We start from the raw sequence: 21,236 nt of genomic DNA on the forward strand, positions 1-21,236 counted from the left end.
CCCCCATGATCAATAGTCCCCCATGGTCAATAGTCCTTGTCCAGTCTTATCCGGCCGAGCCAAAGAACGAGCATGGTCAGCAGAGCGAGGATAAGGAAGAGAAGCGTCGAGGCGGCGGAACCGGAAGCGAACTTGTCGAACTCAAACAGGCTCTCGCGGGCAAACACCGACATCGACTTGGTGTGTATGTTGTTTGGCGTAAGCACGTAGATCAGATCGAAGATGCGCAGGGCATCGAGACCGCGAAAGATCATGGCCACCATCAACGCCGGTCGGATGAGCGGCAAAGTGATCTTCCAGAAAATTCTCCACGCGCCGACGCCGTCGAGCTTGGCGACCTCGTAGATTTCTTGTGGAAGCATCTGGAGGCCGGCGAGAATGAGAAGCGCCATGAAGGGGGTCGCCTTCCAGATGTCGACAACAAGGACGGCGACCATCGCCGTGTCGGCGCTGGCCGTCCAGGCGATCTTGGTGCTGATCAGGCCGAGCTTGAGCAGGACGTCGTTGATGATGCCGAACTGGTCGTTGAGCATCCACTGCCACATTTTCGCCGAGACGATCGTCGGGATCGCCCAAGGGATGAGGATCGCGGCGCGCACGATACCGCGGCCGCGAAACCTGGCGTTGAGCACCAGCGCGACGATCATGCCGAGCACCGTCTCGCAGGTCACCGAAATCACCGCGAAGCGCACCGTGTTCCAGACGGCGCGCCACCAGACCGGATCGGCGAGCAGCCCGTCATAGACGACGCGGCCGCTCGGCATTTGCACGACGGAGAAATAGTTGGCGAAGCCAACCCAGCGGCGGGCTTCGAGGTCGGCGAGCGAGGCATCGGTAAAGCCGAAATAGATCGTGCGCATCAACGGCCAGCCGGCAACGGCGGCGAGCACGATGAGCATCGGAGCAAGCAGCAGCCATGCCGAGCGCACACGCTGACGCGCCAGCAGCGAGCCTGAGCGCGGCGAGGTCACCAGGCGGTGCCCTTGAGCCTGGTCAAGGAGAACTCCAGATCGGCAAGGTTGTCGGCGGCTGTGCCCTCGCCGGAAATGGTGTTGTGGACGGCGGTCCAGAACTCGCTCGATGCCTCATTGTACCGGCTCTTGGCTTGGGCCGAGGGACGCGGCACCGCGTTGAGGACGACTTCCTTCCAGCGCGGAATCACCGGCTGGGCGCTGGCGATGTCGGCATCGTCATAGAGTGCCTGGATGGTCGGCAGATATGCCCCCTTCAAAGCGCGGTACTTCTGCATCTGAGGCGAGGCGATCCATTTGACCAGCTCGATCGCTGCATCCGGGTTCTTCGAATATTTGGAAACCGCGAGATTCCAGCCGCCAAGCGTTGCTGCCGGGTGCGCGCCCTCACCAGACCCCGGCGGCAGCGTCGTCACCTCGAACTTGCCTTTGATGGGGGAGCTTTCGCTGTTGCCAAGCGCGTAGGCGTAGGGCCAGTTGCGCATGAAGACGGCGTTGCCGGTCTGCCAGACTCCGCGCGACTCTTCTTCCTGGTAGGCCAGAACGCCGGGCGGCGAGATGGTTCCCACCCAGCTCCTCGCCATTTCCAGCGCCGCAGCTGCTTGCGGATTGTTGATGGAGATGGTGCCGTCCGGCTCGATAATCTGGCCGCCGCCGTTCGACTTCACCCATTCGAGTGCATCGCAGGTCAGCCCCTCATAGGCGTTGCCCTGGAAAACGAAACCCCACATGTCCTTGTTGCCGGCCGCGCGCTCCTTATCCATGACAAGCTTGGCGGTATCGGCAAGTTCAGCCCAGCTGGCCGGGACCCTGGCGCCGTATTTGTCGAGGAGATCCTTGCGGTAGTAGAGCGCCGGAGCGTCGGTGAATATCGGCAAGGCGACGAGCTTGCCGTCCACGGTCTGCGATTTGATGATCGATGGGAAATGGGCGCCAACGACATCCTTGGTCGCTTCGGTCAGGTCGATGAACTGCCTTGCAAGCTGGGGGGCCCAGATGATGTCCGTCTGATAGACGTCGACGTCGCTGCTTCCGGCGGCAAGCCAGAGCCGGTATTGGCCAAACTGGTCCGTCGCCGAGGGGGGCAGCGGAACGACGCTAACCTTGTTGCCGGTCGTCTTCTCGTATTGATCGAGGATCTCGCGAAGGATTCTCTGGCCGTTGCCGGTATCTCCGGACACCATGACGAGGTCGACAGCCCGCGCCGGCCCGGCCGCCAGAACTGCGGCCACGGCAAATGCCGCAAATGCGGAATGAAATTTCATGATGGCGGACCTCCCTTTGGAGCTTCAGGCCGGGCAGCAGAAACGACGTCGATGCCTGACACCATCTCCGCACACCGGCAGCTCACAAGACGCGCATTCGCCCACCAGCACTGAACTACAAAGATACGCCTTGGTTCCCAACACGGAGGGTCCGGCGCCACGCGGTAGCGCAAGTTCCCACTCGTTAATGCACCTAAAACGTGTCGCGTTCGATCGGCCTCGGCGACGCGCTTTAGGTTCTTGTTTTTATGCATGTCGTTATCGCAAAACCGCTGCACACTTTTGCGCGACATGCATTAAGGCCCCCGGCTGGCCCCAACGCCACCGGGAATTGCCGCTGGCATTGGCGAAGGCGATGGTTCAAGAAGGATCAACGACAGGCTTTCCTTCATGTCCTCCATCCGCCCGCTGATCCCCCTCCTGATCGCCGCCGGCATCCTGCTCGGCGGCAATGGCCTGCAGAGCACGTTGATTGCGCTGCGTGGTGCGCAGGAAGGTTTTCCCGCTTCCTCGATCGGCCTGATGGGCACGTTCTATTTCGCCGGCTTCCTGCTCGGCTGCCTTGCCGTGACCCGCATCATGAAGTCCGTCGGCCATGTGCGCGCCTTTTCGGCACTCGCGGCGATCGCCTCGGCGGGAACGCTGCTTCTGGTGCTGGTCATCGATCCGGTGATGTGGTGCGCCGTGCGCTTTGCCGGCGGGTTTTGCTTTGCCGGCCTGTTCACCATCATGGAAGCCTGGCTGAATTCCGGCGTCACCAACACCGACCGGGCGCGGGTGCTTGCCATCTACCGGATGGTCGACATCGGCTCGGTGACGGGCGCCCAGTTCCTGATCCCGATCTTTGGCGCCGGCGGCTTTGCCATCTTCGCCATCATGTCGATGATGATCACCGTTTCGCTGGTGCCGGTTTCGCTCGGCGACCGCTCCAATCCGACGCCGCCGGAAGACGTCAAGCTCGATTTGGCGCGCGTCTGGCGGATCTCGCCGCTCGGCTGCTTCGGCTGTATCGCCGTCGGCGTCACAAACAGCGCCTTCCGCACCCTGTCGCCGGTCTATGCCGAGCAGATCGGCATGTCGGTCGCCGACGTCGTCACCTTCGTCAGCGTCGGCATTTTCGGCGGCGCCATCATCCAATACCCGCTTGGCTATCTCTCCGACCGCTGGGACCGGCGCTCGGTGCTGCTGATGACGACGTGCTGTGCGATGGTGGCGGCACTGGCGCTGGCATTCGTGGCAGGCGGCAGCCCGTTTCTCAACTTCCTGCTCGTCTTCATCTTCGGCTGCTTCGCCATGCCGCTCTATTCGTTGTCAGCGGCGCATTCCAACGACCGCGCCGACAAGGGCGAGTTCGTGCTGATCAACGCTGCCTTGATGCTGTTTTATTCCTTCGGCGCCATCGGCGGGCCGTTCGCAGCCTCGACGGTGATGCAATTTTTCGGGCCGAGCGCGCTGTTCGTGTTCAGCGCCACCGTCTATGCGATCTTCGTGGCCGTCATCCTTTACCGGATGCAGGCGCGCTCCGCCGTGCCGGCCACCCATCGCAGCCGTTTTACGGCGCTTTTGCGCACGTCGACGATTTTTGCCCGGCTGGCGAAGCGGAATGGCGATCCCGATGAACCCGCAAAGCCTGGATAGAGGTGCTTGCGCTTGACGAAAGCGCGCGCGGCTGAAATTGAAAGAGACCCTATCCCTTGCCAAAAGCGATTTGATGCACGTCATCACCACCCAGAAAGAACTCGAGACCGCTATTGCCGCCTTCGAAAAGGCGGAATTCGTCACCGTCGACACCGAATTCATTCGCGAAACGACCTTCTGGCCGATCCTGTGCCTGATCCAGATGGCAGCGCCCGAGGTGACCGCGCTGATCGATCCGCTGTCGCCCGACATCGACCTGAAACCGTTCTTCAGGCTGATGGCGAACGAAGCGATCGTCAAAGTCTTCCATGCGGCGCGCCAGGACATCGAAATCATCGTGCATCTCGGCGATCTGGTGCCGCATCCGGTGTTCGACACCCAGGTCGCGGCAATGGTCTGCGGCTTCGGCGACAGCGTCTCCTACGACCAGCTGGTGCAGCGCATCACCGGAGCGCGGCTCGACAAGTCCTCGCGCTTCACCGACTGGCGCCACCGTCCGCTGTCCGAAAAGCAGCTCGACTACGCGCTCGCCGACGTCACCCACCTGATCGAGGTTTACAAGCATCTCAGCGCCGAGCTGGTGCGAGAAAACCGTGCTCACTGGCTGAACGAGGAGATGGACGTGCTGACCTCGCGCGAGACCTACGATCCGCATCCCGAGGATGCCTGGAAGAGGCTCAAGATGCGGCTGCGCAAGCCACAGGAACTGGCGATCGTGCAGGCAGTGGCCGCCTGGCGCGAACGCGAAGCGCGCGAGCGCGACGTGCCGCGCGGCCGGGTGCTCAAGGACGATGCGATCTACGAAGTGGCGCAGCAGGCGCCGCGCGACGCTGCGGCGCTGAGCAAGCTGCGTACCACGCCGAAGGGCTGGGAGCGCTCGTCGACGGCGACGGCACTGCTTGGCGCGGTAAACGCTGCCCTCGCCCTGCCCAGGGAAGAGATGCCGAAGCTGCCGAAGAGCTTCCAGCCGCCGGAGGGGTCAAGCGCCGCGGCGGAGTTGCTGAAGGTGCTGCTGCGGATCGTTGCCGAAAAGGAAGGCGTCGCATCGAAGGTACTCGCCTCCAGTGACGACATCGACCGCATCGCTGCCGAGGGCGATGAAGCCGACGTGCCGGCATTGCAAGGCTGGCGGCGTGCCGTCTTCGGCGAGGCCGCGCTCAAGCTGGTGCGCGGTGAACTCGCCATCAGGTTCGACAAGCGCAAGATCGCTGTGTTCGATTTGTAAGCTTGAGCTTGCTCAGACCAAGCCGAGCAGATGCAGCGCTAGCCATATCCATCCAAGTGCAAGAACCACCGCGCCCAGGTAGAATGCCCTGCTGCGCAGGATCAGCTGATTGCTGGTCAAGTGGACCGATGCGTGAAGATAGCGGGAGACGACAAAGATCCACATCAGTGCCAAGGTCAGATAATTGACGCCATTGGTCACGTGCAGCGTCAAGCATAAGACGTAGAAAAGCACCGGCAGTTCGAACTGGTTGCTCAGATTGTCGGTGACGCTGGAACCAGGCTCCGTCGAGCGCGTCTTGAACTGGCCGGCCTTGGCTTCGCCCGATCTGAACGCACCATGGCGGCGCCGGCCCATAACGACGTAGACGATATAGACCAGCAGCACCTGCGCCAGCATCGGCCAGAAGATCGCGGTCTGGTTCAAGATGCCCCCTGTCTCTGTCACCCAGCCTTCAAGACCGTTTCTGAGCCATCAGAGTGAAAGCCGCAGTGACGGTCACTGGTATCGCCAGTAGGGCGAATTTGGTGACGATCAGCGCCGAGGCGAAGGACAGCGAATCCGGATTGGCCGACAGAAAATCAGACAAAAGACGAGCCACGGCGATATTCTGGGCATAGTCGGTAAGCAGGTAGGGCAGCACCAGCACAACCGCGAATATCGACTGGGTTTGCGCAGGCAGTGCACGGAAATTCTTCAGCCGCCGGCCCGTGGCCAGGATCAGGCTGACCATCGTCAGCGACAGCAGCGCCGGAAACAGCAGGTCGAAGGTCAGGTAATGCCAGACGAGAATAATTTCGCTGCCGCGCCGGCCGAGTGCCGTCAGCCAGGCCATGCCCTCATCCGGGGTGAAACCGGCATAGCGCATGTCGAGCGACGGCAGACCGCCGCTCAATTGGCGAAAATAGAGGAACTCCATTGCCGTCATGATGATGAAAACCGCCACGGTGGCGACACAGAGTGCGGCCGCGTGGCGCGACAGCCGCAGGATCATTGCCGCCAGATTGCGCCAAGACGCATGACGGTCAGGCTCCGCCAGGATAATTCGGGCTTTCGCGGGTAATCGTGACGTCATGGGCGTGGCTTTCACGAAGTCCGGCATTGGATATCCGCACAAAAGTGGCGCGCTCGCGGAAATCGGCAAGGTCGCGGCCACCGACATAACCCATAGCGGCTTTCAGGCCGCCTGCAAGCTGGTGCAGCACGCCAGACACAGGTCCTTTGTACGGCACCTGCCCTTCGATGCCTTCCGGGACCAGTTTCAGCGTGTCGCGCACCTCGGCCTGGAAATAACGATCGGCGGAGCCGCGCGCCATCGCGCCGACCGAGCCCATGCCGCGATAGGCTTTGAAGGAGCGGCCCTGGTGCAGATAGACCTCGCCCGGGCTCTCGTCCGTGCCGGCCAGCAGCGAGCCGATCATCGCAGCACTTGCGCCGGCGGCCAGTGCCTTGGCGAGATCGCCCGAATATTTGATGCCGCCATCGGCAATGACCGAAACGCCGGATTTCTGCGCCGTCTCGACCGCCGACATGATCGCCGAGAGCTGCGGCACGCCGACGCCGGCGACGATGCGGGTGGTGCAGATGGAGCCTGGTCCGATGCCGACCTTGACCGCGTCGGCGCCGGCATCGATCAGCGCCAAGGTGCCTTCCGCGGTGGCGACGTTGCCGGCCAGGATGCGAACCGAGTTGGACAGTTTCTTGGCCCGCGTCACCGCATCCAGAACGCGCTGCGAATGACCGTGCGCGGTGTCGATCACGAGAAGGTCGACGCCGGCGTCGATGAGGCGCTCGGCGCGTTCGAAACCGTCATCGCCGACGCTGGTGGCGGCGGCTGCGCGCAAGCGCCCCTGCGCATCCTTGGTGGCGTGCGGGTTGAGCTGCGACTTCTCGATGTCCTTGACCGTGATCAGCCCGACGCAATTGCCGTCCCGATCGACCACAACAAGCTTCTCGATGCGGTGCTGATGGAGTAGCCGCTTGGCCTCGTCCTGATCGACGTTCTCCTTGACCGTGATCAGGTTCTCGCGGGTCATCAGCTCATAGACCTTTTGCGCCGGATCGGACGCGAAGCGGACGTCGCGGTTGGTCAGGATGCCGACGAGCCGGCCGACCGTGTGGCCGCCGGTGCCGCCGTTCTCGACCACCGGAATGCCCGAAATGCTGTAGGTGCGCATCAGACCCAGCGCATCGGCAAGCGTCGCCTCGGGACCGATGGTGACAGGGTTGACCACCATGCCGGACTCGAATTTCTTCACCTGCCGCACCTGCTCGGCCTGTTCGGCCGGCGAGAAATTGCGGTGGATGACACCGATGCCGCCGGCCTGGGCCATGGCGATGGCGAGCCGCGCCTCGGTAACCGTGTCCATGGCGGCCGACAGGATCGGCACGTTGAGGTCGATGTCGCCGGCGATGCGGGTGCGGATGTCGGTCTCGCCGGGCATGACCTCGGAATGACCCGGCTGCAGCAGCACGTCGTCAAAGGTCAGCGCCAATGCGCCGGTGGACGTCTCGATGATTTTTGCCATGGCCAGCCCTCGGAATGCAGGAAAGGCGCTCGCCCTGGATGGACAGCGCCGACTCGTCTTCTTCCCTTTCAGGATTGGCGCTGGCTCGTAACACGTCCCGTGGCCGTTGAAAAGCCGATGGTTGTGTAGTGGCGAAGCTGCATTTTGCCCCAAGGGCTGCGGGACTTGCGGTCGCACAAACGTGACAGCAAATTAATGCGACATCCGGGCCAAGCCATGATAACCGCCCTACCTGTCGGTTTGGCCCCCAGGGCCGGCAAGCAATCGCGACGCACATTTCAAGGCCGGATCCATCGTGAACCGCACCATTCCGCTTATCCTGGCGGTCGCTCTATTCATGGAAAACATGGATTCGACCGTCATTGCGACATCGTTGCCGGCGATCGCCATCGACATCCACACCAGCCCGATCGCGCTCAAGCTGGCGCTGACCGCCTATCTGGTATCGCTGGCGATCTTCATTCCGATCAGCGGCTGGATGGCCGACCGCTTCGGCGCCAAGAATGTCTTCCGTGCCGCGATCGCCGTGTTCATCGTCGGTTCGGTCGCGTGCGCCATTTCCAATTCGTTGCCGGCTTTCGTGGTGTCACGCTTCCTGCAAGGCATTGGCGGCGCCATGATGACACCGGTCGGACGCCTGGTACTGGTACGCGCGACGCCGAAAAGCGAACTCGTCGCCGCCATGTCGTGGCTGACTGTCCCGGCTCTGGTCGGCCCCCTGGTCGGCCCGCCGGTCGGCGGCTTCATCACGACCTATTTTTCCTGGCACTGGATTTTTCTGATCAATGTGCCGATCGGGCTGATCGGCATCTGGCTGGCCACGCGTTTCCTGCCGAAGACCGACGCCGCGCAGACGCCGCCGCTCGATCTCATCGGTTTCGTGCTGAGCGGGCTGGCGGCATCGGGCATTGTGTTCGGCCTTTCGGTGGTCAGCCTGCCGGCTCTGCCGCCAGTTGCCGGCTTTATCACCGTTGCCGTCGGACTGGCATCGGCGGTGCTTTACCTGCTGCACGCGCGCCGCGCCAAGAACCCGCTGCTGGCGCTCGAGCTGTTTCGCAATCGGGTGTTCCGCTCCTCGGTGCTCGGCGGCGGACTGTTCCGCATCGGCATTGGTGCCGTATCTTTCCTGTTGCCGCTGATGTTCCAGATTGGTTTCGGGCTGACGCCGTTCCAGTCCGGCATGATCACCTTCGTCTCGGCAATCGGCGCCATAGGCATGAAATTCGTCACCGCGCTGATCTTCAGGGTCGCCGGCTTCCGCCGTGTGCTGATTTCAGGCTCGCTCATCGCTGCCGCGTCCATCGCCATCAACGGCCTGTTCACACCCGACACGCCCTACGGGCTGATCCTCGCCATGCTGCTCGCCGGGGGCTTCATCCGGTCGATGTTCTTCACCGGCATCAATGCGCTTGCCTACGCCGAGATTTCGGCCGCCGACACCAGCAAGGCCACGCCGATCACCGCGGTGTTCCAGCAGTTGGCGATCGCGCTCGGTGTGGCGCTGGCCGGCGGCATCCTGGAAGTGTCGACCACGATCCATGGCGGCCCGCTGACGCTGAGCGACTTCCACACCGCCTTCTTCATCGTAGCGGCGGTATCGGCGGCAGCCTCGCTGTCGTTCATGCGGCTGGCGCCGGACGCCGGCAATGCCGTGTCTGGACATGGCCGGCTGACACCGCCGAAGACGCTGGAGCCGGTGAGCCCGCCGGGGAGTTGAGGACCCCTTCCCTTCTCCCCTTGTGGGAGAAGGTGGATCGGCGCGCAGCGCCGAGACGGTTGAGGGGTGTTGGAAGAAATGAGGCGATGATAACTGCAAGCGTGTTGCCAAGCTGGAACACCCTCATCCGACCTCGCTTCGCGAGGCCACCTTCTCCCACAAGGGGAGAAGGAAAGGGCGCTACCCCTTAAAATCCTTCGCCAATAAATAAAGCTCCACCGATTCGTCGCGTGAGGCCGGTGGCTTGACGTGATGGACCGAGCGGAAATTCCGTTTCAGCCTGGCCAGCAATTCGTTCTCGGCGCCGCCCTGAAACGTCTTGGCGAGGAAATGCCCGCCCGGCTTCAGTACCGACAGCGCGAAATCGGCCGCCACCTCGCACAGATGCATGGTGCGGATGTGGTCGGTCCGTTTGTGGCCGGTGGTCGGTGCGGCCATGTCGGAGAGCACGATGTCGGGCTGGCCGCCCAGCGTCGCGGCCAGCTTTTCGGGTGCCTGCGGATCGAGGAAATCCATCAGCAGCACCGGGGCGCCCGGCACGGCGTCCATCTCGAGGTAATCGATGCCGACGACGTTAGGGTGTTCCGCGGTCGACTTGGTACGCGCGGCGGCGACCTGGCACCAGCCGCCGGGTGCCGCGCCAAGGTCTATCACCTTCATGCCTGGCTTGAGCAGATGGTGCTTGTCGTCGATCTCGATCAGCTTATAGGCGGCGCGCGAGCGATAGCCGTCGGCCTTCGAGCGCTGGACATAGGGATCGTTGATGTGGCGCTGCAGCCAGCGGCGCGACGATTCCTTCAGGCCGCTTTTCTTCTTGATCTTCGTCTTCAGCACGCGAATGCCGGCGGAGCTCGGTCTTTCCGGTTTCTTGGTCATTGCTTGATTGCTTGTTTGAGCATGATCTTGTCCGAAAACGGGCAGCCACTTTTCGGGATCATGCTCTGCCTCGCCGCCAGACGCCGTCATCGGCCATCAATTCGCTCAATATGCCCTCGCGCAGGCCGCGGTCGGCGACACGCAGCCGCTCCGACGGCCAGACGGCACGGATCGCCTCCAGTATGGCGCAGCCGGCCAGAACCAGGTCGGCGCGGTCGGCGCCGATGCAGGGGTTGGCGACGCGTTGCTGGAAATCCCAGCCGACCAGTTTTTCGACCATGCGGTCGACGCTGTCGCGATCCATCCACAGCCCGTCGACGCGGCGCCGGTCATAGCGTTCGAGATCGAGATGGACGCCGGCCAGCGTCGTCACAGTGCCCGAGGTGCCGAGCAAATGGAATTTCGGGCTGGCCAGGAGGTGGCTCAGCCGATCACGCCCGTCGAAGGCGCGCAGCCGCATTGCGACATCCTCGACCATGGCGCCAAAGATCTCGCGTGTCACCGTGCGGCCGCCAAAACGCTCGGCCAGCGAGACGACGCCGACCGGCAGCGACGTCCACGAGACGATATGGTTGGCAAGCCTTGGCGAGCGCTGACCGGTGAGGTCGATCAGCGCGATTTCGGACGAGCCGCCGCCGATGTCGAACAGCACGACGCCTTGCGTGTCGCGCTCGACCAGCGAACCGCAGCCCGACACCGCCAGCCGCGCCTCGGTCTGGCGGTCGATGATCTCGAGCTGCAGGCCGGCCTCGCGCTCGACGCGCTCGAGGAACTCGACGCCATTGGCGGCGGTTCGGCAGGCCTCGGTGGCGATCAGCCTGGCTTTCCTGACCTTGCGGTTGCGCAATTTGTCACCGCAGATCTTCAGCGCCTCGACCGCGCGGTCCATTGCGGCGTCGCCGAGCCGGCCATTGGCGGTAAGGCCCTCGCCCAGCCTGACGATGCGCGAGAAGGCATCGATGACGCGGAACTGGCCATGGCGCGTCGGCACCGCGACCAGCAGCCGGCAATTGTTGGTGCCGAGATCGAGCGCGGCAAACACCGGCAATTCCTGCAGCGGCGGCGGTGTGCGGGCACCTTGCCCCGGTCTTGGCGGAGCTGAGGGCGGAGGCGCGTAAGCCGCTGGCTGGGGCGGGCGCGCGGCCGGGGCCTCGTTGGCGGCGGGCACCGAAGCGCCGGCCGCCAGCGGACGAGTCTCGTCGCGTGCGAAAACCTTGCGCCCGCGCCGGCGCTTGCGCCGTTTCTTGGGTTTGCCGTTCTGATGCGGGCCGTTCTGACCCTTGTGATCGTGGGACGTGTCGCCAGCCTGTCCATTGCCGGACCAGGGTTGCACCTGACGGCCGTAGCGTCCGGTGGATGGGCTTGCCTGGCCGGACGGCGGCGGCGAACCCCTGGACACGCCCACTTCCGGCGCGCCAGCGCCGGCGTCGTGGTCTTCCACTGTCGTTCCTTCCGGCGCCGCGCGAACCGGAGACCGGACGCAGCAGGCGCATTTACATGTTCAAGTTGCCGCCAGACTATCAGCGCACGGCCGGATCACCAAGAGTGCTCGCGGCGAATTTTGCCGGCGGCATTGTCTTGCCAGTGCCCTCGCCCCGATGATGGCGCGCCTTCCCGGTTGAATAGCCGGCTTCAATGAGGCATTTCTGAATGGAGGGTAAATCATTCGGCAACGCGGGCGGTTTGCCTGCTGCGAACCGGAAAACGGTACGGGCTGCAACGCATGATCGTCATGCCATGAACTGGAGGCGCTATTTCTGGCCCGTCATCGGCATCGCCGCGGTGGTGTTCTCGCTGTGGCTGCTGCTGCACGAATTGCGCGGCATCTCGCTTGACGATGTCTGGGCCGGCATAATCGCCATCCCGGCGCGCGGCTGGGTGCTGGCGGCGCTGAGCTCGGTCATCGCCTATGCCTCGCTCGCCGGCTACGACCACATCGCGTTGCTGCACATCGGCAAGAAAGTATCGTGGCTGTTCGTCACCTTCTGCTCGTTCACCACCTACGCGCTGTCGCACAATATCGGCGGCTCGGTGTTTTCCGGTGCGGTGATCCGCTACCGCGCCTACGGCACCAGGGGCCTGACCGGGCAGGACGTCGGCATTCTGGTGGCGATCTGCTGGATCACCTTCGTGCTGTCGACGCTGTTCGTCTCAAGCATCGTCCTGCTGCTCGAGCCCGACGTGATCGACCGGTTTTCCGGCACGCCGCATCACCGGCTGTCGCAAGCAGCAGGGCTCGCCATGCTGCTCGTGGTGGCGGCCTACATATTCGGCAGTTGGCTGCATCTGAGACCACTCAGGATCGGCAGCTTTCAGCTGCATTATCCGGCGCTGCCGATCGTGGCGCGGCAATTGCTGGTCGGCCCGATCGAACTGCTGGCGGCGGCGGCGATCATCTTCTTCGCCCTGCCCGCCACCGGCAATCCCGGCTATTTCATCGTGCTCGGCGTTTTCCTGGTGTCGTTCTCGATCGCGCAGATCTCGCATGCGCCGGGCGGGCTGGGCGTGTTCGAGGTGGTGTTTCTCGCCGGCTTGTCACATATGGACCAGGTCGGCGTGCTGGCGGCGCTGCTGGTGTTCCGGCTGTTCTACCTGATCATCCCGCTGCTGATCGCGCTCGGCGTGGTGCTGTTCTTCGAGCACTCGCAATACAGCCGCAGCGAGAGTTGAAGCTTGGCAATCGCGTCAGGCCTGATGACGACCGTGAGAAGATCAATCCTCAATGTAGGCGCCGCCCCTCAACCCCCTGCCGGGACCTTCTCCCCGTGAAGAACGGGGAGAGGGTGAGGGGCAGCGCAAACGCCGGCAGGAGTGACGATAGGGCAAATCTGAAGCAACCGCGCCGATTGAAATGCCTACGGCAGGGTTGACTATTTTCCGGCGGCGGCTACAAGGCACGCGCGGCGACATCGTCGCCCTGCCCGTGTGGTTTTCAACGGCCGCGCCTGCTGGGGAATAGGTTAACGGTAGACCCACGGACTCTGACTCCGTTAGTCCTGGTTCGAATCCAGGTTCCCCAGCCAAGCAATTTCAATTACTTAGCTACCGAACCCGCTCCTCCAGGAATAACTTCCGTCGAATTACGGTGGTCGAATTACGGTGACAGTGCACTTTTCCCGTGTCGCCCTCTCCAGTATTGTCGCGTCGCCGACGTCGCGGTTTTCGATGCACCCGTGGGCCGAGAGCATCGCCGTGCAAATCGGCAAAGCCGTGAGAACCCGGAAAACGAGGCAGACGGAGAAAAGAAATTAGTGCGCCGTCACCGCAATTCCTAAAACCTCTCCGGCAACCCTTCTACTCCCCGACAATGGACGTCGGCGGGCGTGCCGAGGTTATCGGATCGGCATGACGAAGGACGATCCTCCACGCGCCTTCCTCGCGCCGGAATATGGTGGTGACTCGAAGCGCAATCGGCACCAGTTTGTTGCCACCACCGACCTTGGATTGGAACCGCTCGACCTCGATGATGTATCCCAAGTCGGCTGTCGCATACTCCGAGATGCGCTCAAAGCCGATGGCCTTGCCGTGCCGGTAATTAGTGGCGGCCCGTTCCATGGTCTCAGCGGCCTTTCTCCATCCCTTCGCCGGCGGACCAAAGGGATTGGCAATAATGACGTCGTCCTGTCGCGAGTAGAGGTTTTTCAAGGGCTCAGGATCGCCCTTTACGAAGGCATCCAGGGCCAGATGATCCTGCTCGATAAATTTCGTCAGGTCGGAGGCTAACATCTTAACATCGCCACATGACTACAAAGAGAACACTATCAAGCGCTTCATCCGCCCTTCGCTTTGCCGTAGGCGGTCGGTCCGGAGTATAGATCAGAATTAAGGTGAGTGCACTTTTTACCATGTCGCCCCCGCCGCATGGTGCACCTTGCCGGCGTTCTCGGTCTGTCGCATCCCCAGCACCGTACGGGCGTGCCAAAGCGTCTTCACGTCCGAAGACTATGGTTCCACAAGAACTGCTCATCGAGTATTGCCGCGTCACCGATGTCGCGGTTTTCGATGCGCCCGTGGGCCGAGCATCGCCGGGCAAATTGGCAAAGCAGTGAAACCCGGAAAATGAGCCAGGCGGCGAAAAGAAATAGTGCACTGTCACTGTAATTCCACAGTGCACTAGCACTGTAATGTCGCCTAATCTTCGCAGGGAGACCTTCTGCTCGCTTTGTTCGGGCGCTGAAACCGCTCGAGGAGACAGCGGCTAGACCTCTGCAAAACCATTCTGGAATGCCCAGTTGCCGATTTTGTTACCAAGCTGGATGCCGTCCTCGCCATCCGGCCGCCAATGAACACCCAGCCACACACGGCTGAAGGCATTTTCAAATTCAGCATCCTGCAAAGCCACGAATGAAAGCGGCAAATATGGCCGGGGTTTTGCGTCATTGACCCCTTTGTGCTTGCCGTTGAACTCATCTGACACGAGCACGAAGGGAGTATCGTCGCCGGTGTCTTTGAAAATCATCCGCAAAACCTGGAACAGCGCTCCCCCGAAAGTTGCGTGGCCGGACGGGTACGCGGGGAAAGGAGGGGTAAAGTTGGCCTTCTTCGAATCCGTATTGGGCGATCCGAGCGGCTCCCACGTCGGATCCGGCACATTTGAGGCATCCCCCTTTGCATCCCCTTCCATTCCTGGCCACCGAATGCCAGTTACCGGGCGCCAGTAGCGATGCGTGAATTTGGAATCCCAAGCCGCAATTGCTGCATCGGCCATTGTTGTGTTGCAAAGAGCCAATATCCTAGCCAATTCTGCGGGTTCGGATATTTTTTTATCAGTGGTAATAGTCCTCACCACCTGATTGTATAGACGTGGGGGCGCGCAGAGATTTGGCGTCCCGTCATACCCCCAGAAGATCGCGCGGAACGTCTCGCCCTTCTTTCGCGAGGTGTCCATCGGATAAACGCCCTTCTTTCCGATGTCCTTTACCTCGTCGAACGCCGCAATATACCGCGCATCGTTGAGTTTGGGCGGATCGGCGAGCCGGAACTGATCGCCTTTCATCAGCAAGAACGGCGTCACATCTTTCCATTTAGCGCCGAGTGCCGTCTCAATCTTGCTGACAGGATCAATCGACCATTTAAGGGGCCCATTGTCCGGTGGCAGATCCGCGAATTTGATCTCTTGGTGGTTTGTCCCATCCTCCTTTCGCTTCTCGATGATGGACTTCGCTGCCGCCTGACCGATCTTGCGTCCAGCCGCAATATCGATCTTGTCGCCCGTCGGTGATGTACCGGATATGCGGGCAATATCTCTGTCCAGGACACTGCGAACATCGGCTGCCTTGAACGGGTACAGGTGGGCAAGGGCATCATGCATAGCCTGGGCGATCGCACCGTCCAACGATGCGTCCGCAGGCGCTGATGGCGCGCTGCTGAAGCCGGTATAGCTCTGATATTTCTTCGGATTTGCGCTCCTGGGGAACGCATTGACTGCCTCAAAGACGGCTATCTGAGCAACCGCCATTGCGTAGGAGGACCGATGCGGACCAAGCTGCTCACCGAACCGGCGCGGGTCCGGTGCGCTCGAGCCGCCCCCGTCCAATTGGTCCGCGGCTGGGGTATGGTCAATTGCGGATATGTTGAGCCCTACGTTATTCCAGTAGTAGACCCGGTCAAGAGGTCCCTCCGGGAGAATCTCAGTATCGGTGATTGCAAAAAGATGGCGTCGCATCTCGTCCTGCGTTGCCAACAGATCTTCGAACTCCTTCCGGCTCGCATCATCAAGGTGTGTTTCCTGTCCATAGGCACTTGCGGCCACGGTAGTAAATCCCGCTGCCGGGAGCACTTTAATGAACGTACGACGGTCCATATTTCCCCCCTAGATCGCTAATTTCTTTAACTTTTGGACGAAATTCGAATTACGGTGACAGTGCACTTTTACCATGTCGCCCCCGCCGTTGTGTCCAGATTGACCGCAGCACCTTTCCCGCGTTCTCTGTCAGCCGCGTCCCCCAGCACCGTACGGGCGAGTCAAAGTGTTTTCACGCCCGAAGACTATGTGTTCCACAAGCACTGCCCATCGAGTATTGCCGCGTGCTGATGTCGCGGTTTTCGATGCACCCGTCGGCCGAGAGCATCGCCGGGTAAATCGGCAAAGCGGCGAAACCCCGAAAACGAGGCAGGCGGCGAAAAGAGTGCACCGTCACCGTAATCCGGCCGAGCGTCGGTTCGTCACGGACGCAGGCGCCCGGCTTTGAGCTTGGCTATTTGCACTCACTACATGAACAACTGCCTCCAGAGGAGCTACAGCTGCAACTCTTTCCCGACTCACAAGCTCTCTCGCAGCCAGTTCCGGACGAACATTGCGGCATGAATTCGCCACTTTTGCCTCCCGTTCTCAATTTGTCCCACTCAACTTCTAACTTCCCCATAAGATCCACCATCTCCTGCGTGGGTTGAGATGTTTGAGCGTGACCAGGACCGGACATGAGAAGCGAGGATATTACAATGAGAAAAATCGATATCAATTTCATCTTGCATTCCTCCCAATAGTAAACAACGGAGCGTATTTTCCTAAGCGATACTTGTAACGGTGGCTATGCAAAATTTACTAAAGTTCTTTTGGTCGATAGTAAGATCAGTAAACTTTGTCGCAAAGTGCTCCGCCGCCCAACCGCGCGACACGACGACTGCACTAGACTAATGCGCGCCACAGGACTTTGTTGCTTTCGATAAACGGCAATTGCATCCCCCGCCGAACCAGCAAACTCTGATCAATCCCAAGTATCTTCCGCACACTCGCCAGCGCCGCCTCGTTCACCTCGATATACGCGACGATGTACCACTCGCCGTTCTCTTCCCTGGCCATGCCCATCGGTTCGGCCCGCCATTTGAGCGCGCCGTGGTGCGGCATGAAGTACGTTTCCTGGATGCCGCCGACGGCGCTGAGGCCCTCGTCAAGAGCGTATTCCATCACCGCGCAGCACAGCTGCGTCAGCGTGCCCCTCAGTCCGGCAGTGCGTTTGTCGGGAACGACGAATGTGCGGGTCCATTCGGCCCAGTCAGGTCGCCTCGGGACGCCCGATTTTTCGCACATATGAGAAAAGACCTCCGAGACCATGTGCGGCTCGCTCGTTGGGATCAATCGAGCCGAAGTCACTACGCGATCGTCGTCTTCAATGCCCAGCAGGTATGTCGCCGCGTCTGTATCGAATTGATCCAGTTCGCGACCATCCGGGCTCGGAGGGCGCCAACGTTTTTGATGCACGAAGAAATCGTGCCGGCGGCGCAGAAACTCGTCGAATTCATTTTCGTAGAGATGCTTGTTATGCGCGTTGACTACGTGGGCCGTTATCATGGCGCGATCCCCCGATCGTTTCTCGCAGGGATACTCGCAGTCGCGCTAATATACGTCACCTGTCCGATGGGACAGTTGACGCGTTTAGGGATGGATCAGACGCCGGCGTACCGCCTCGACGACCGCTTGCGTGGTCGTGCCGACACCAAAAGCCTCGCGAGCCCGTGTCGAGTGCCATTTGACCGTGCGCTCGGTCAGGCCGAGAATCTGCGAGGTTTCGGATGAGGTCTTGCCGGCCGCGGCCCACAAGAGCACTTCTTTTTCGCGGTCGGTCAGCACGCCCTCATGGTCATCATCGTCATTCGCCAAGGCCTGGATCGACATGCCGGCATAGACCGCCATCGTCACCAGTTGCACTTGATGGCGCGGCGACAGGGCGCAGGCCTTCGCGGAAGAGGCAAACGACAGCACGGATTGCCAATGATGAACGCTGAGCATCGGTACGGCGAAACCGCTACAGATGCCGAACTCCGTCGCCTCGCCGGCGACGCGTCGTGAGCCTTCCGTATCCGACCACTTTGCCGGAACTTCGGACCAGAGGAACGGCTTCAGGGTCTTTGCAGAATAGATGCAGACACCATCAACCGCCGCATGCTCGGCCTCGACATAGCGCTCGAACCAGCTGGCCGGCCAGCCATTCAGTTCGACCATCGGTGCAAGCTTCTGCCCGCCAAGCGGCACGCCGCTCAGGATCAGGTGCTCGAAGCCGAGATTTCGCACGGTCTCGAGAAGGTCGCCCAAAAGCGGCCCGGTAGCTGTGTGTTTCCTGCAGCGTTCGACAAAGTCGAACACGTCTGAATCGATCATCACAGAGACCCCCCGTCTCCACGCCCGAAAACAAAGCTTACCTTAAATTAGTGACTTCGAATATCCCAATAAGTGTGTCCGCGACGCAGGACGCGTGGACCAAAATCAGCTAAATCAGCCGGATTGTAGTCAGCAACACAGGACCCCCAAGCATGACGCCATCACTGCCGAAACGAAACGAGCCGTTCCGGGCTGGCGAAACCGCGCTGCTGCTGGTCGACATGCAACGGGTCTGGCTGGAGCCGGGTGCTGATCCGGCGCATCCGGAGCGCGGTCCCGATCACTATTTCTACCGGCAGACGGCGTCGCAAACGATCCCCAACCAGGAGCGCCTGCTGGCGGCGGCGCGGGCCAACGGCGTCGAGGTGATCCACACGATCATCCAGAGCCTGACCGAAGACGGCCGCGACTGCTCGCTCGACCACAAGCTGACGCCGATCCATATCGCGCCGAGCCGGCCGGAAGGCCTGCCGGTGCCGTCGCTGGCGCCGGTCGGCGACGAGATCATGCTGCCGAAGACATCGTCGGGCGTCTTCAACTCGACCAACATCGACTATGTCTTGAAAAACCTCGGAGTGCGTTATCTGATCGTCGCCGGCATCATGACCGACCAGTGCGTCGACATCGCGGTGCGCGATGCCGCCGATCGCGGCTATCTCGTCACCTGCGTATCGGATGCCTGCGCCGCCGCCTCGCAGGAGCGTCATGACGGCGCGCTCGAGGCTTTCGGTGGCTATTGCTGGGTCACTGATACCGCCACCGTTACGGGCCGTTTCGAAGCCTTGGGAAAAGCTGCATGACATCGACCGTCGAACCGCTGGTTGCCGTCGTCACCACCGATCTTTCGGCGATCACGCGCGGCCGCTCGGTCGTCGAAAGCAAGCTGCAGAAGATCGCGGCGACCGGCGTCGGCTGGCTGCAGGCCAACCTGTCGCTGACGCCGTTCAACTCGATCGTCGATCCCAATCCGTGGGGCTCGTCAGGCGATGTGCGGCTCGTTCCCGATCTCAACGCGCGGTTCCGCACGGCGCTGACCGGATCGGCGACGCCTTTCGACATGGTCGCCGGCAACATCGTCGAACTCGACGGCAGCCCGTGGGTCGGCTGTACGCGGACCATGCTCAAGGATGCGCTGGCGGAGTTGAAGGCGGCGGCCGGGCTTTCCGTCATCGCCGCCTTCGAGCATGAATTCCATATCGAGGGCGACTTCGGGCCGGCCCATTCGATGTCGTTGGCCGCACTGCGCCGCGCCGACCCGTTTGCCGCCAATCTGATGGCGGCGCTGGCGGAAGCCGGCGTCGCGCCCGAAGTGGTGATCGCCGAATTCGGCACCGACCAGTTCGAGGTGACGTGCGAGCCAACCGATGCGCTTGCCGCGGCCGATCGCACCGTCGCCATCCGCGAGATCACGCGCGAAATCGCGCGATGCGCCGGCTGGCGGGCGAGCTTCGCGCCGAAGATCGCGCCGGATGCCGTCGGCAACGGCGTCCATATCCATTTCAGTTTCGTCGACGACGCCGGCCAGCCGGCGACCTACGACCCGGCCCAGCCGGGCGGCCTTTCCAGCCAGGCCGCTTCGTTCTGTGCCGGTGTGCTGCGCCACCTGCCCGCGATCACCGCCATGACGGCGGCGAGTGTGTCGTCCTACTACCGGCTGAAGCCGCATAGCTGGAGTTCGTCCTACACCTGGCTTGCCGATCGCGACCGCGAGGCGAGCCTGCGCATCTGCCCGACGGTGACGATCGGCGGGCGCGATCCGGCGCGGCAGTACAATATCGAATACCGGGCAGCCGACGCCACCGGCAATCCCTATTTGTCGCTGGCAGCGATCGTGCGCGCCGGGCTGGAGGGGCTGAAGGCCAAGCTGCCGGCGCCGCCGCTTGTCTCGGGCGACCCGACGCTGATGAGCGGTTCCGAGCGCAAGAAGCTTGGCCTCGTGCGGCTGCCGGAAACGCTGCCTGCGGCACTCGACGCGCTCGTTGCTGACAAGACCGTCACCGGATGGTTCGCGCCGGTGTTCGTCGAGACCTTTGTCGGCCTCAAGCGGCATGAGACCGAGCGCCTCGCCGGTCTCGACCCAGTGGCGGTCTGCGATCTCTACCGGACGCTGTATTGATGGCTGAGCCGGTTGCCAACGCCATCCTACCGGAAGGTTGGCCACCCGCGGTCGACGCAATCAACGAAACGGGGCGTTCCGATATCGTTCTGATATGCGAGCACGCGTCCAATCATATTCCGGCCGAGTATGCGCGGCTCGGTCTCGACAGCCGCCATTTGCAGCGCCATATCGCCTGGGATATCGGCGCCGCCGAAGTGACCCGCGCTCTGTCGAAACTGCTCGATGCTCCGGCTTTCCTCAGCTCCTATTCGCGGCTGTTGATCGATCTCAACCGGCCGCTTGGTTCCAGCGGCAGCATTCCGGCGCTATCGGAGGACACCGGCATCCCCGGCAATGTCGGCCTCGATCCGGAGGAGCGAAGCCGGCGTGCCGAAATCATGTTCGCGCCGTTTCATGACCGCGTGGCCGCCCATCTCGACGACCGGGCGAAGCAGGGCAGAGCGACGCGGATCGCGACGATCCACTCCTTCACGCCGGTCTTCCTCGGCATTGCGCGGCCCTGGCACGCCGGCGTGCTTTACGACCGGGCAGTCGATTTCGGCCAGGCAGTGCTTGCCGGCCTGCGCGCCGACGGTGCGCTCAACGTCGAGGCAAACGAGCCTTATGCGATCAGCCGCGACGGCGACTACGCCATACCGGTCCATGGCGACGATCGCGGCATTCAGGCCGTCCTCATCGAGATCAGGCAGGACCTGCTGGCGAGCCGCTCCGGCATCGAGGAATGGGCGAAGCGGCTGGCGGCGGCGTTGCCGGTGCAGACACAGGGTTTGTGAACAAGCTCGGCTGCTCGAGCGCAACG

General features: G+C 62.0%; 18 protein-coding genes and 1 tRNA gene. 8 read left to right on the plus strand and 11 right to left on the minus strand.

The genetic code is table 11. The features are described from left to right. Window positions 1-26: 26 nt before the first annotated feature. Together NKH33_RS08340 and NKH33_RS08345 are read right to left on the minus strand one after the other, a co-directional pair. Window positions 27-899, minus strand: a complete 873-nt coding sequence (locus NKH33_RS08340; protein WP_352472057.1) for a carbohydrate ABC transporter permease — start codon at window positions 897-899, stop codon at window positions 27-29. Between the two features lie 68 nt (window positions 900-967). Beyond that, window positions 968-2,236, minus strand: a complete 1,269-nt coding sequence (locus NKH33_RS08345) for an ABC transporter substrate-binding protein (protein ID WP_352836428.1) — start codon at window positions 2,234-2,236, stop codon at window positions 968-970. Window positions 2,237-2,626: 390 nt separating this feature from the next. Here NKH33_RS08345 and NKH33_RS08350 point away from each other — a divergent pair, with 390 nt between their 5' ends. Both NKH33_RS08350 and rnd read left to right on the plus strand, forming a co-directional pair. Continuing rightward, window positions 2,627-3,874 carry an MFS transporter gene (locus NKH33_RS08350; protein ID WP_352918877.1) on the plus strand — a complete coding sequence of 416 codons (1,248 nt, stop codon included), beginning with the start codon at window positions 2,627-2,629 and terminating at the stop codon, window positions 3,872-3,874. A gap of 73 nt (window positions 3,875-3,947) precedes the next feature. Next, a complete protein-coding gene (rnd, locus tag NKH33_RS08355) occupies window positions 3,948-5,099 on the plus strand; it encodes a ribonuclease D (protein ID WP_352918879.1) in 1,152 nt (383 codons plus the stop codon). 12 nt (window positions 5,100-5,111) lie between these two features. Here rnd and NKH33_RS08360 read toward each other — a convergent pair whose 3' ends face one another. From NKH33_RS08360 to guaB, 3 genes are read right to left on the minus strand one after another with little or no spacing between them, the layout of a single operon-like run. Further along, on the minus strand, window positions 5,112-5,525 hold the full coding sequence (locus NKH33_RS08360; RefSeq protein WP_352918880.1) for an MAPEG family protein: 414 nt from the start codon (window positions 5,523-5,525) through the stop codon (window positions 5,112-5,114). A 28-nt stretch (window positions 5,526-5,553) separates the two neighbouring features. Next, complete coding sequence (locus NKH33_RS08365; RefSeq protein ID WP_352542392.1) at window positions 5,554-6,093, minus strand: hypothetical protein; 540 nt, start codon at window positions 6,091-6,093, stop codon at window positions 5,554-5,556. 31 nt (window positions 6,094-6,124) lie between these two features. Continuing rightward, complete coding sequence (gene guaB, locus NKH33_RS08370) at window positions 6,125-7,627, minus strand: IMP dehydrogenase (RefSeq protein WP_352458563.1); 1,503 nt, start codon at window positions 7,625-7,627, stop codon at window positions 6,125-6,127. 295 nt (window positions 7,628-7,922) lie between these two features. On the opposite strand from guaB, the gene NKH33_RS08375 reads away from it, so the two are divergent. After that, the gene (locus NKH33_RS08375) at window positions 7,923-9,344 is read left to right on the plus strand and encodes an MFS transporter (protein ID WP_352918881.1); all 1,422 of its coding nucleotides are present in this window, start codon (window positions 7,923-7,925) and stop codon (window positions 9,342-9,344) included. 180 nt (window positions 9,345-9,524) lie between these two features. On the opposite strand, the gene NKH33_RS08380 is transcribed toward NKH33_RS08375, so the two are convergent. Both NKH33_RS08380 and NKH33_RS08385 read right to left on the minus strand, forming a co-directional pair. After that, window positions 9,525-10,220, minus strand: coding sequence for an RlmE family RNA methyltransferase (locus NKH33_RS08380; protein WP_352918883.1), 696 nt, complete (start codon window positions 10,218-10,220; stop codon window positions 9,525-9,527). Between the two features lie 58 nt (window positions 10,221-10,278). After that, a complete protein-coding gene (locus tag NKH33_RS08385) occupies window positions 10,279-11,661 on the minus strand; it encodes a Ppx/GppA phosphatase family protein (RefSeq protein ID WP_352918884.1) in 1,383 nt (460 codons plus the stop codon). A gap of 296 nt (window positions 11,662-11,957) precedes the next feature. On the opposite strand from NKH33_RS08385, the gene NKH33_RS08390 reads away from it, so the two are divergent. Next, window positions 11,958-12,890: a lysylphosphatidylglycerol synthase domain-containing protein gene (locus tag NKH33_RS08390; RefSeq protein ID WP_352501488.1), complete on the plus strand. Its 933-nt coding sequence runs from the start codon at window positions 11,958-11,960 to the stop codon at window positions 12,888-12,890. 279 nt (window positions 12,891-13,169) lie between these two features. Beyond that, a tRNA-Gln gene (locus tag NKH33_RS08395) sits at window positions 13,170-13,243 on the plus strand. Window positions 13,244-13,514: 271 nt separating this feature from the next. Here NKH33_RS08395 and NKH33_RS08400 read toward each other — a convergent pair. The 4 genes from NKH33_RS08400 to NKH33_RS08415 form a co-directional block, all read right to left on the minus strand. Then, on the minus strand, window positions 13,515-13,946 hold the full coding sequence (locus tag NKH33_RS08400) for a YybH family protein (protein WP_023674442.1): 432 nt from the start codon (window positions 13,944-13,946) through the stop codon (window positions 13,515-13,517). A gap of 472 nt (window positions 13,947-14,418) precedes the next feature. Continuing rightward, on the minus strand, window positions 14,419-16,023 hold the full coding sequence (locus NKH33_RS08405) for a vanadium-dependent haloperoxidase (RefSeq protein WP_352918885.1): 1,605 nt from the start codon (window positions 16,021-16,023) through the stop codon (window positions 14,419-14,421). Between the two features lie 825 nt (window positions 16,024-16,848). After that, window positions 16,849-17,511, minus strand: coding sequence for an acyl-homoserine-lactone synthase (locus tag NKH33_RS08410; protein WP_352918886.1), 663 nt, complete (start codon window positions 17,509-17,511; stop codon window positions 16,849-16,851). 84 nt (window positions 17,512-17,595) lie between these two features. Continuing rightward, the gene (locus tag NKH33_RS08415; RefSeq protein WP_352918887.1) at window positions 17,596-18,318 is read right to left on the minus strand and encodes a LuxR family transcriptional regulator; all 723 of its coding nucleotides are present in this window, start codon (window positions 18,316-18,318) and stop codon (window positions 17,596-17,598) included. 152 nt (window positions 18,319-18,470) lie between these two features. On the opposite strand from NKH33_RS08415, the gene NKH33_RS08420 reads away from it, so the two are divergent. Genes NKH33_RS08420 through NKH33_RS08430 form a run of 3 tightly spaced genes read left to right on the plus strand, consistent with a single transcriptional unit; the run spans window position 18,471 to window position 21,210 of the window. Continuing rightward, entirely contained in the window at window positions 18,471-19,118 is a 648-nt protein-coding gene (locus tag NKH33_RS08420; RefSeq protein WP_352918888.1) for a cysteine hydrolase family protein, read from the plus strand. After that, on the plus strand, window positions 19,115-20,434 hold the full coding sequence (locus NKH33_RS08425; RefSeq protein ID WP_352918889.1) for a glutamine synthetase family protein: 1,320 nt from the start codon (window positions 19,115-19,117) through the stop codon (window positions 20,432-20,434). The genes NKH33_RS08420 and NKH33_RS08425 overlap by 4 nt, the downstream gene beginning before the upstream one ends. Then, a complete protein-coding gene (locus NKH33_RS08430; protein WP_352614156.1) occupies window positions 20,434-21,210 on the plus strand; it encodes an N-formylglutamate amidohydrolase in 777 nt (258 codons plus the stop codon). Before NKH33_RS08425 ends, NKH33_RS08430 begins: the two co-directional genes overlap by 1 nt. The last annotated feature ends 26 nt before the right edge of the window (window positions 21,211-21,236 follow it).

Source organism: Mesorhizobium sp. M1182, from assembly GCF_040318335.1.
In the GTDB taxonomy this organism is placed as follows: Bacteria; Pseudomonadota; Alphaproteobacteria; order Rhizobiales; family Rhizobiaceae; genus Mesorhizobium.

Excerpts from the sequence above, each read along its gene's own strand:
- NKH33_RS08405 (WP_352918885.1), bottom strand. The coding sequence starts at position 16,023 with ATGGACCGTCGTACGTTCATTAAAGTGCTCCCGGCAGCGGGATTTACT.
- NKH33_RS08400 (WP_023674442.1), bottom strand. The coding sequence starts at position 13,946 with ATGTTAGCCTCCGACCTGACGAAATTTATCGAGCAGGATCATCTGGCC.
- NKH33_RS08345 (WP_352836428.1), bottom strand. The coding sequence starts at position 2,236 with ATGAAATTTCATTCCGCATTTGCGGCATTTGCCGTGGCCGCAGTTCTG.
- NKH33_RS08365 (WP_352542392.1), bottom strand. The coding sequence starts at position 6,093 with ATGATCCTGCGGCTGTCGCGCCACGCGGCCGCACTCTGTGTCGCCACC.
- NKH33_RS08425 (WP_352918889.1), top strand. The coding sequence starts at position 19,115 with ATGACATCGACCGTCGAACCGCTGGTTGCCGTCGTCACCACCGATCTT.
- guaB (WP_352458563.1), bottom strand. The coding sequence starts at position 7,627 with ATGGCAAAAATCATCGAGACGTCCACCGGCGCATTGGCGCTGACCTTT.
- NKH33_RS08415 (WP_352918887.1), bottom strand. The coding sequence starts at position 18,318 with ATGATCGATTCAGACGTGTTCGACTTTGTCGAACGCTGCAGGAAACAC.
- NKH33_RS08380 (WP_352918883.1), bottom strand. The coding sequence starts at position 10,220 with ATGACCAAGAAACCGGAAAGACCGAGCTCCGCCGGCATTCGCGTGCTG.
- NKH33_RS08420 (WP_352918888.1), top strand. The coding sequence starts at position 18,471 with ATGACGCCATCACTGCCGAAACGAAACGAGCCGTTCCGGGCTGGCGAA.
- NKH33_RS08350 (WP_352918877.1), top strand. The coding sequence starts at position 2,627 with ATGTCCTCCATCCGCCCGCTGATCCCCCTCCTGATCGCCGCCGGCATC.
- NKH33_RS08340 (WP_352472057.1), bottom strand. The coding sequence starts at position 899 with ATGCTCATCGTGCTCGCCGCCGTTGCCGGCTGGCCGTTGATGCGCACG.
- NKH33_RS08430 (WP_352614156.1), top strand. The coding sequence starts at position 20,434 with ATGGCTGAGCCGGTTGCCAACGCCATCCTACCGGAAGGTTGGCCACCC.
- NKH33_RS08390 (WP_352501488.1), top strand. The coding sequence starts at position 11,958 with ATGAACTGGAGGCGCTATTTCTGGCCCGTCATCGGCATCGCCGCGGTG.
- rnd (WP_352918879.1), top strand. The coding sequence starts at position 3,948 with ATGCACGTCATCACCACCCAGAAAGAACTCGAGACCGCTATTGCCGCC.
- NKH33_RS08410 (WP_352918886.1), bottom strand. The coding sequence starts at position 17,511 with ATGATAACGGCCCACGTAGTCAACGCGCATAACAAGCATCTCTACGAA.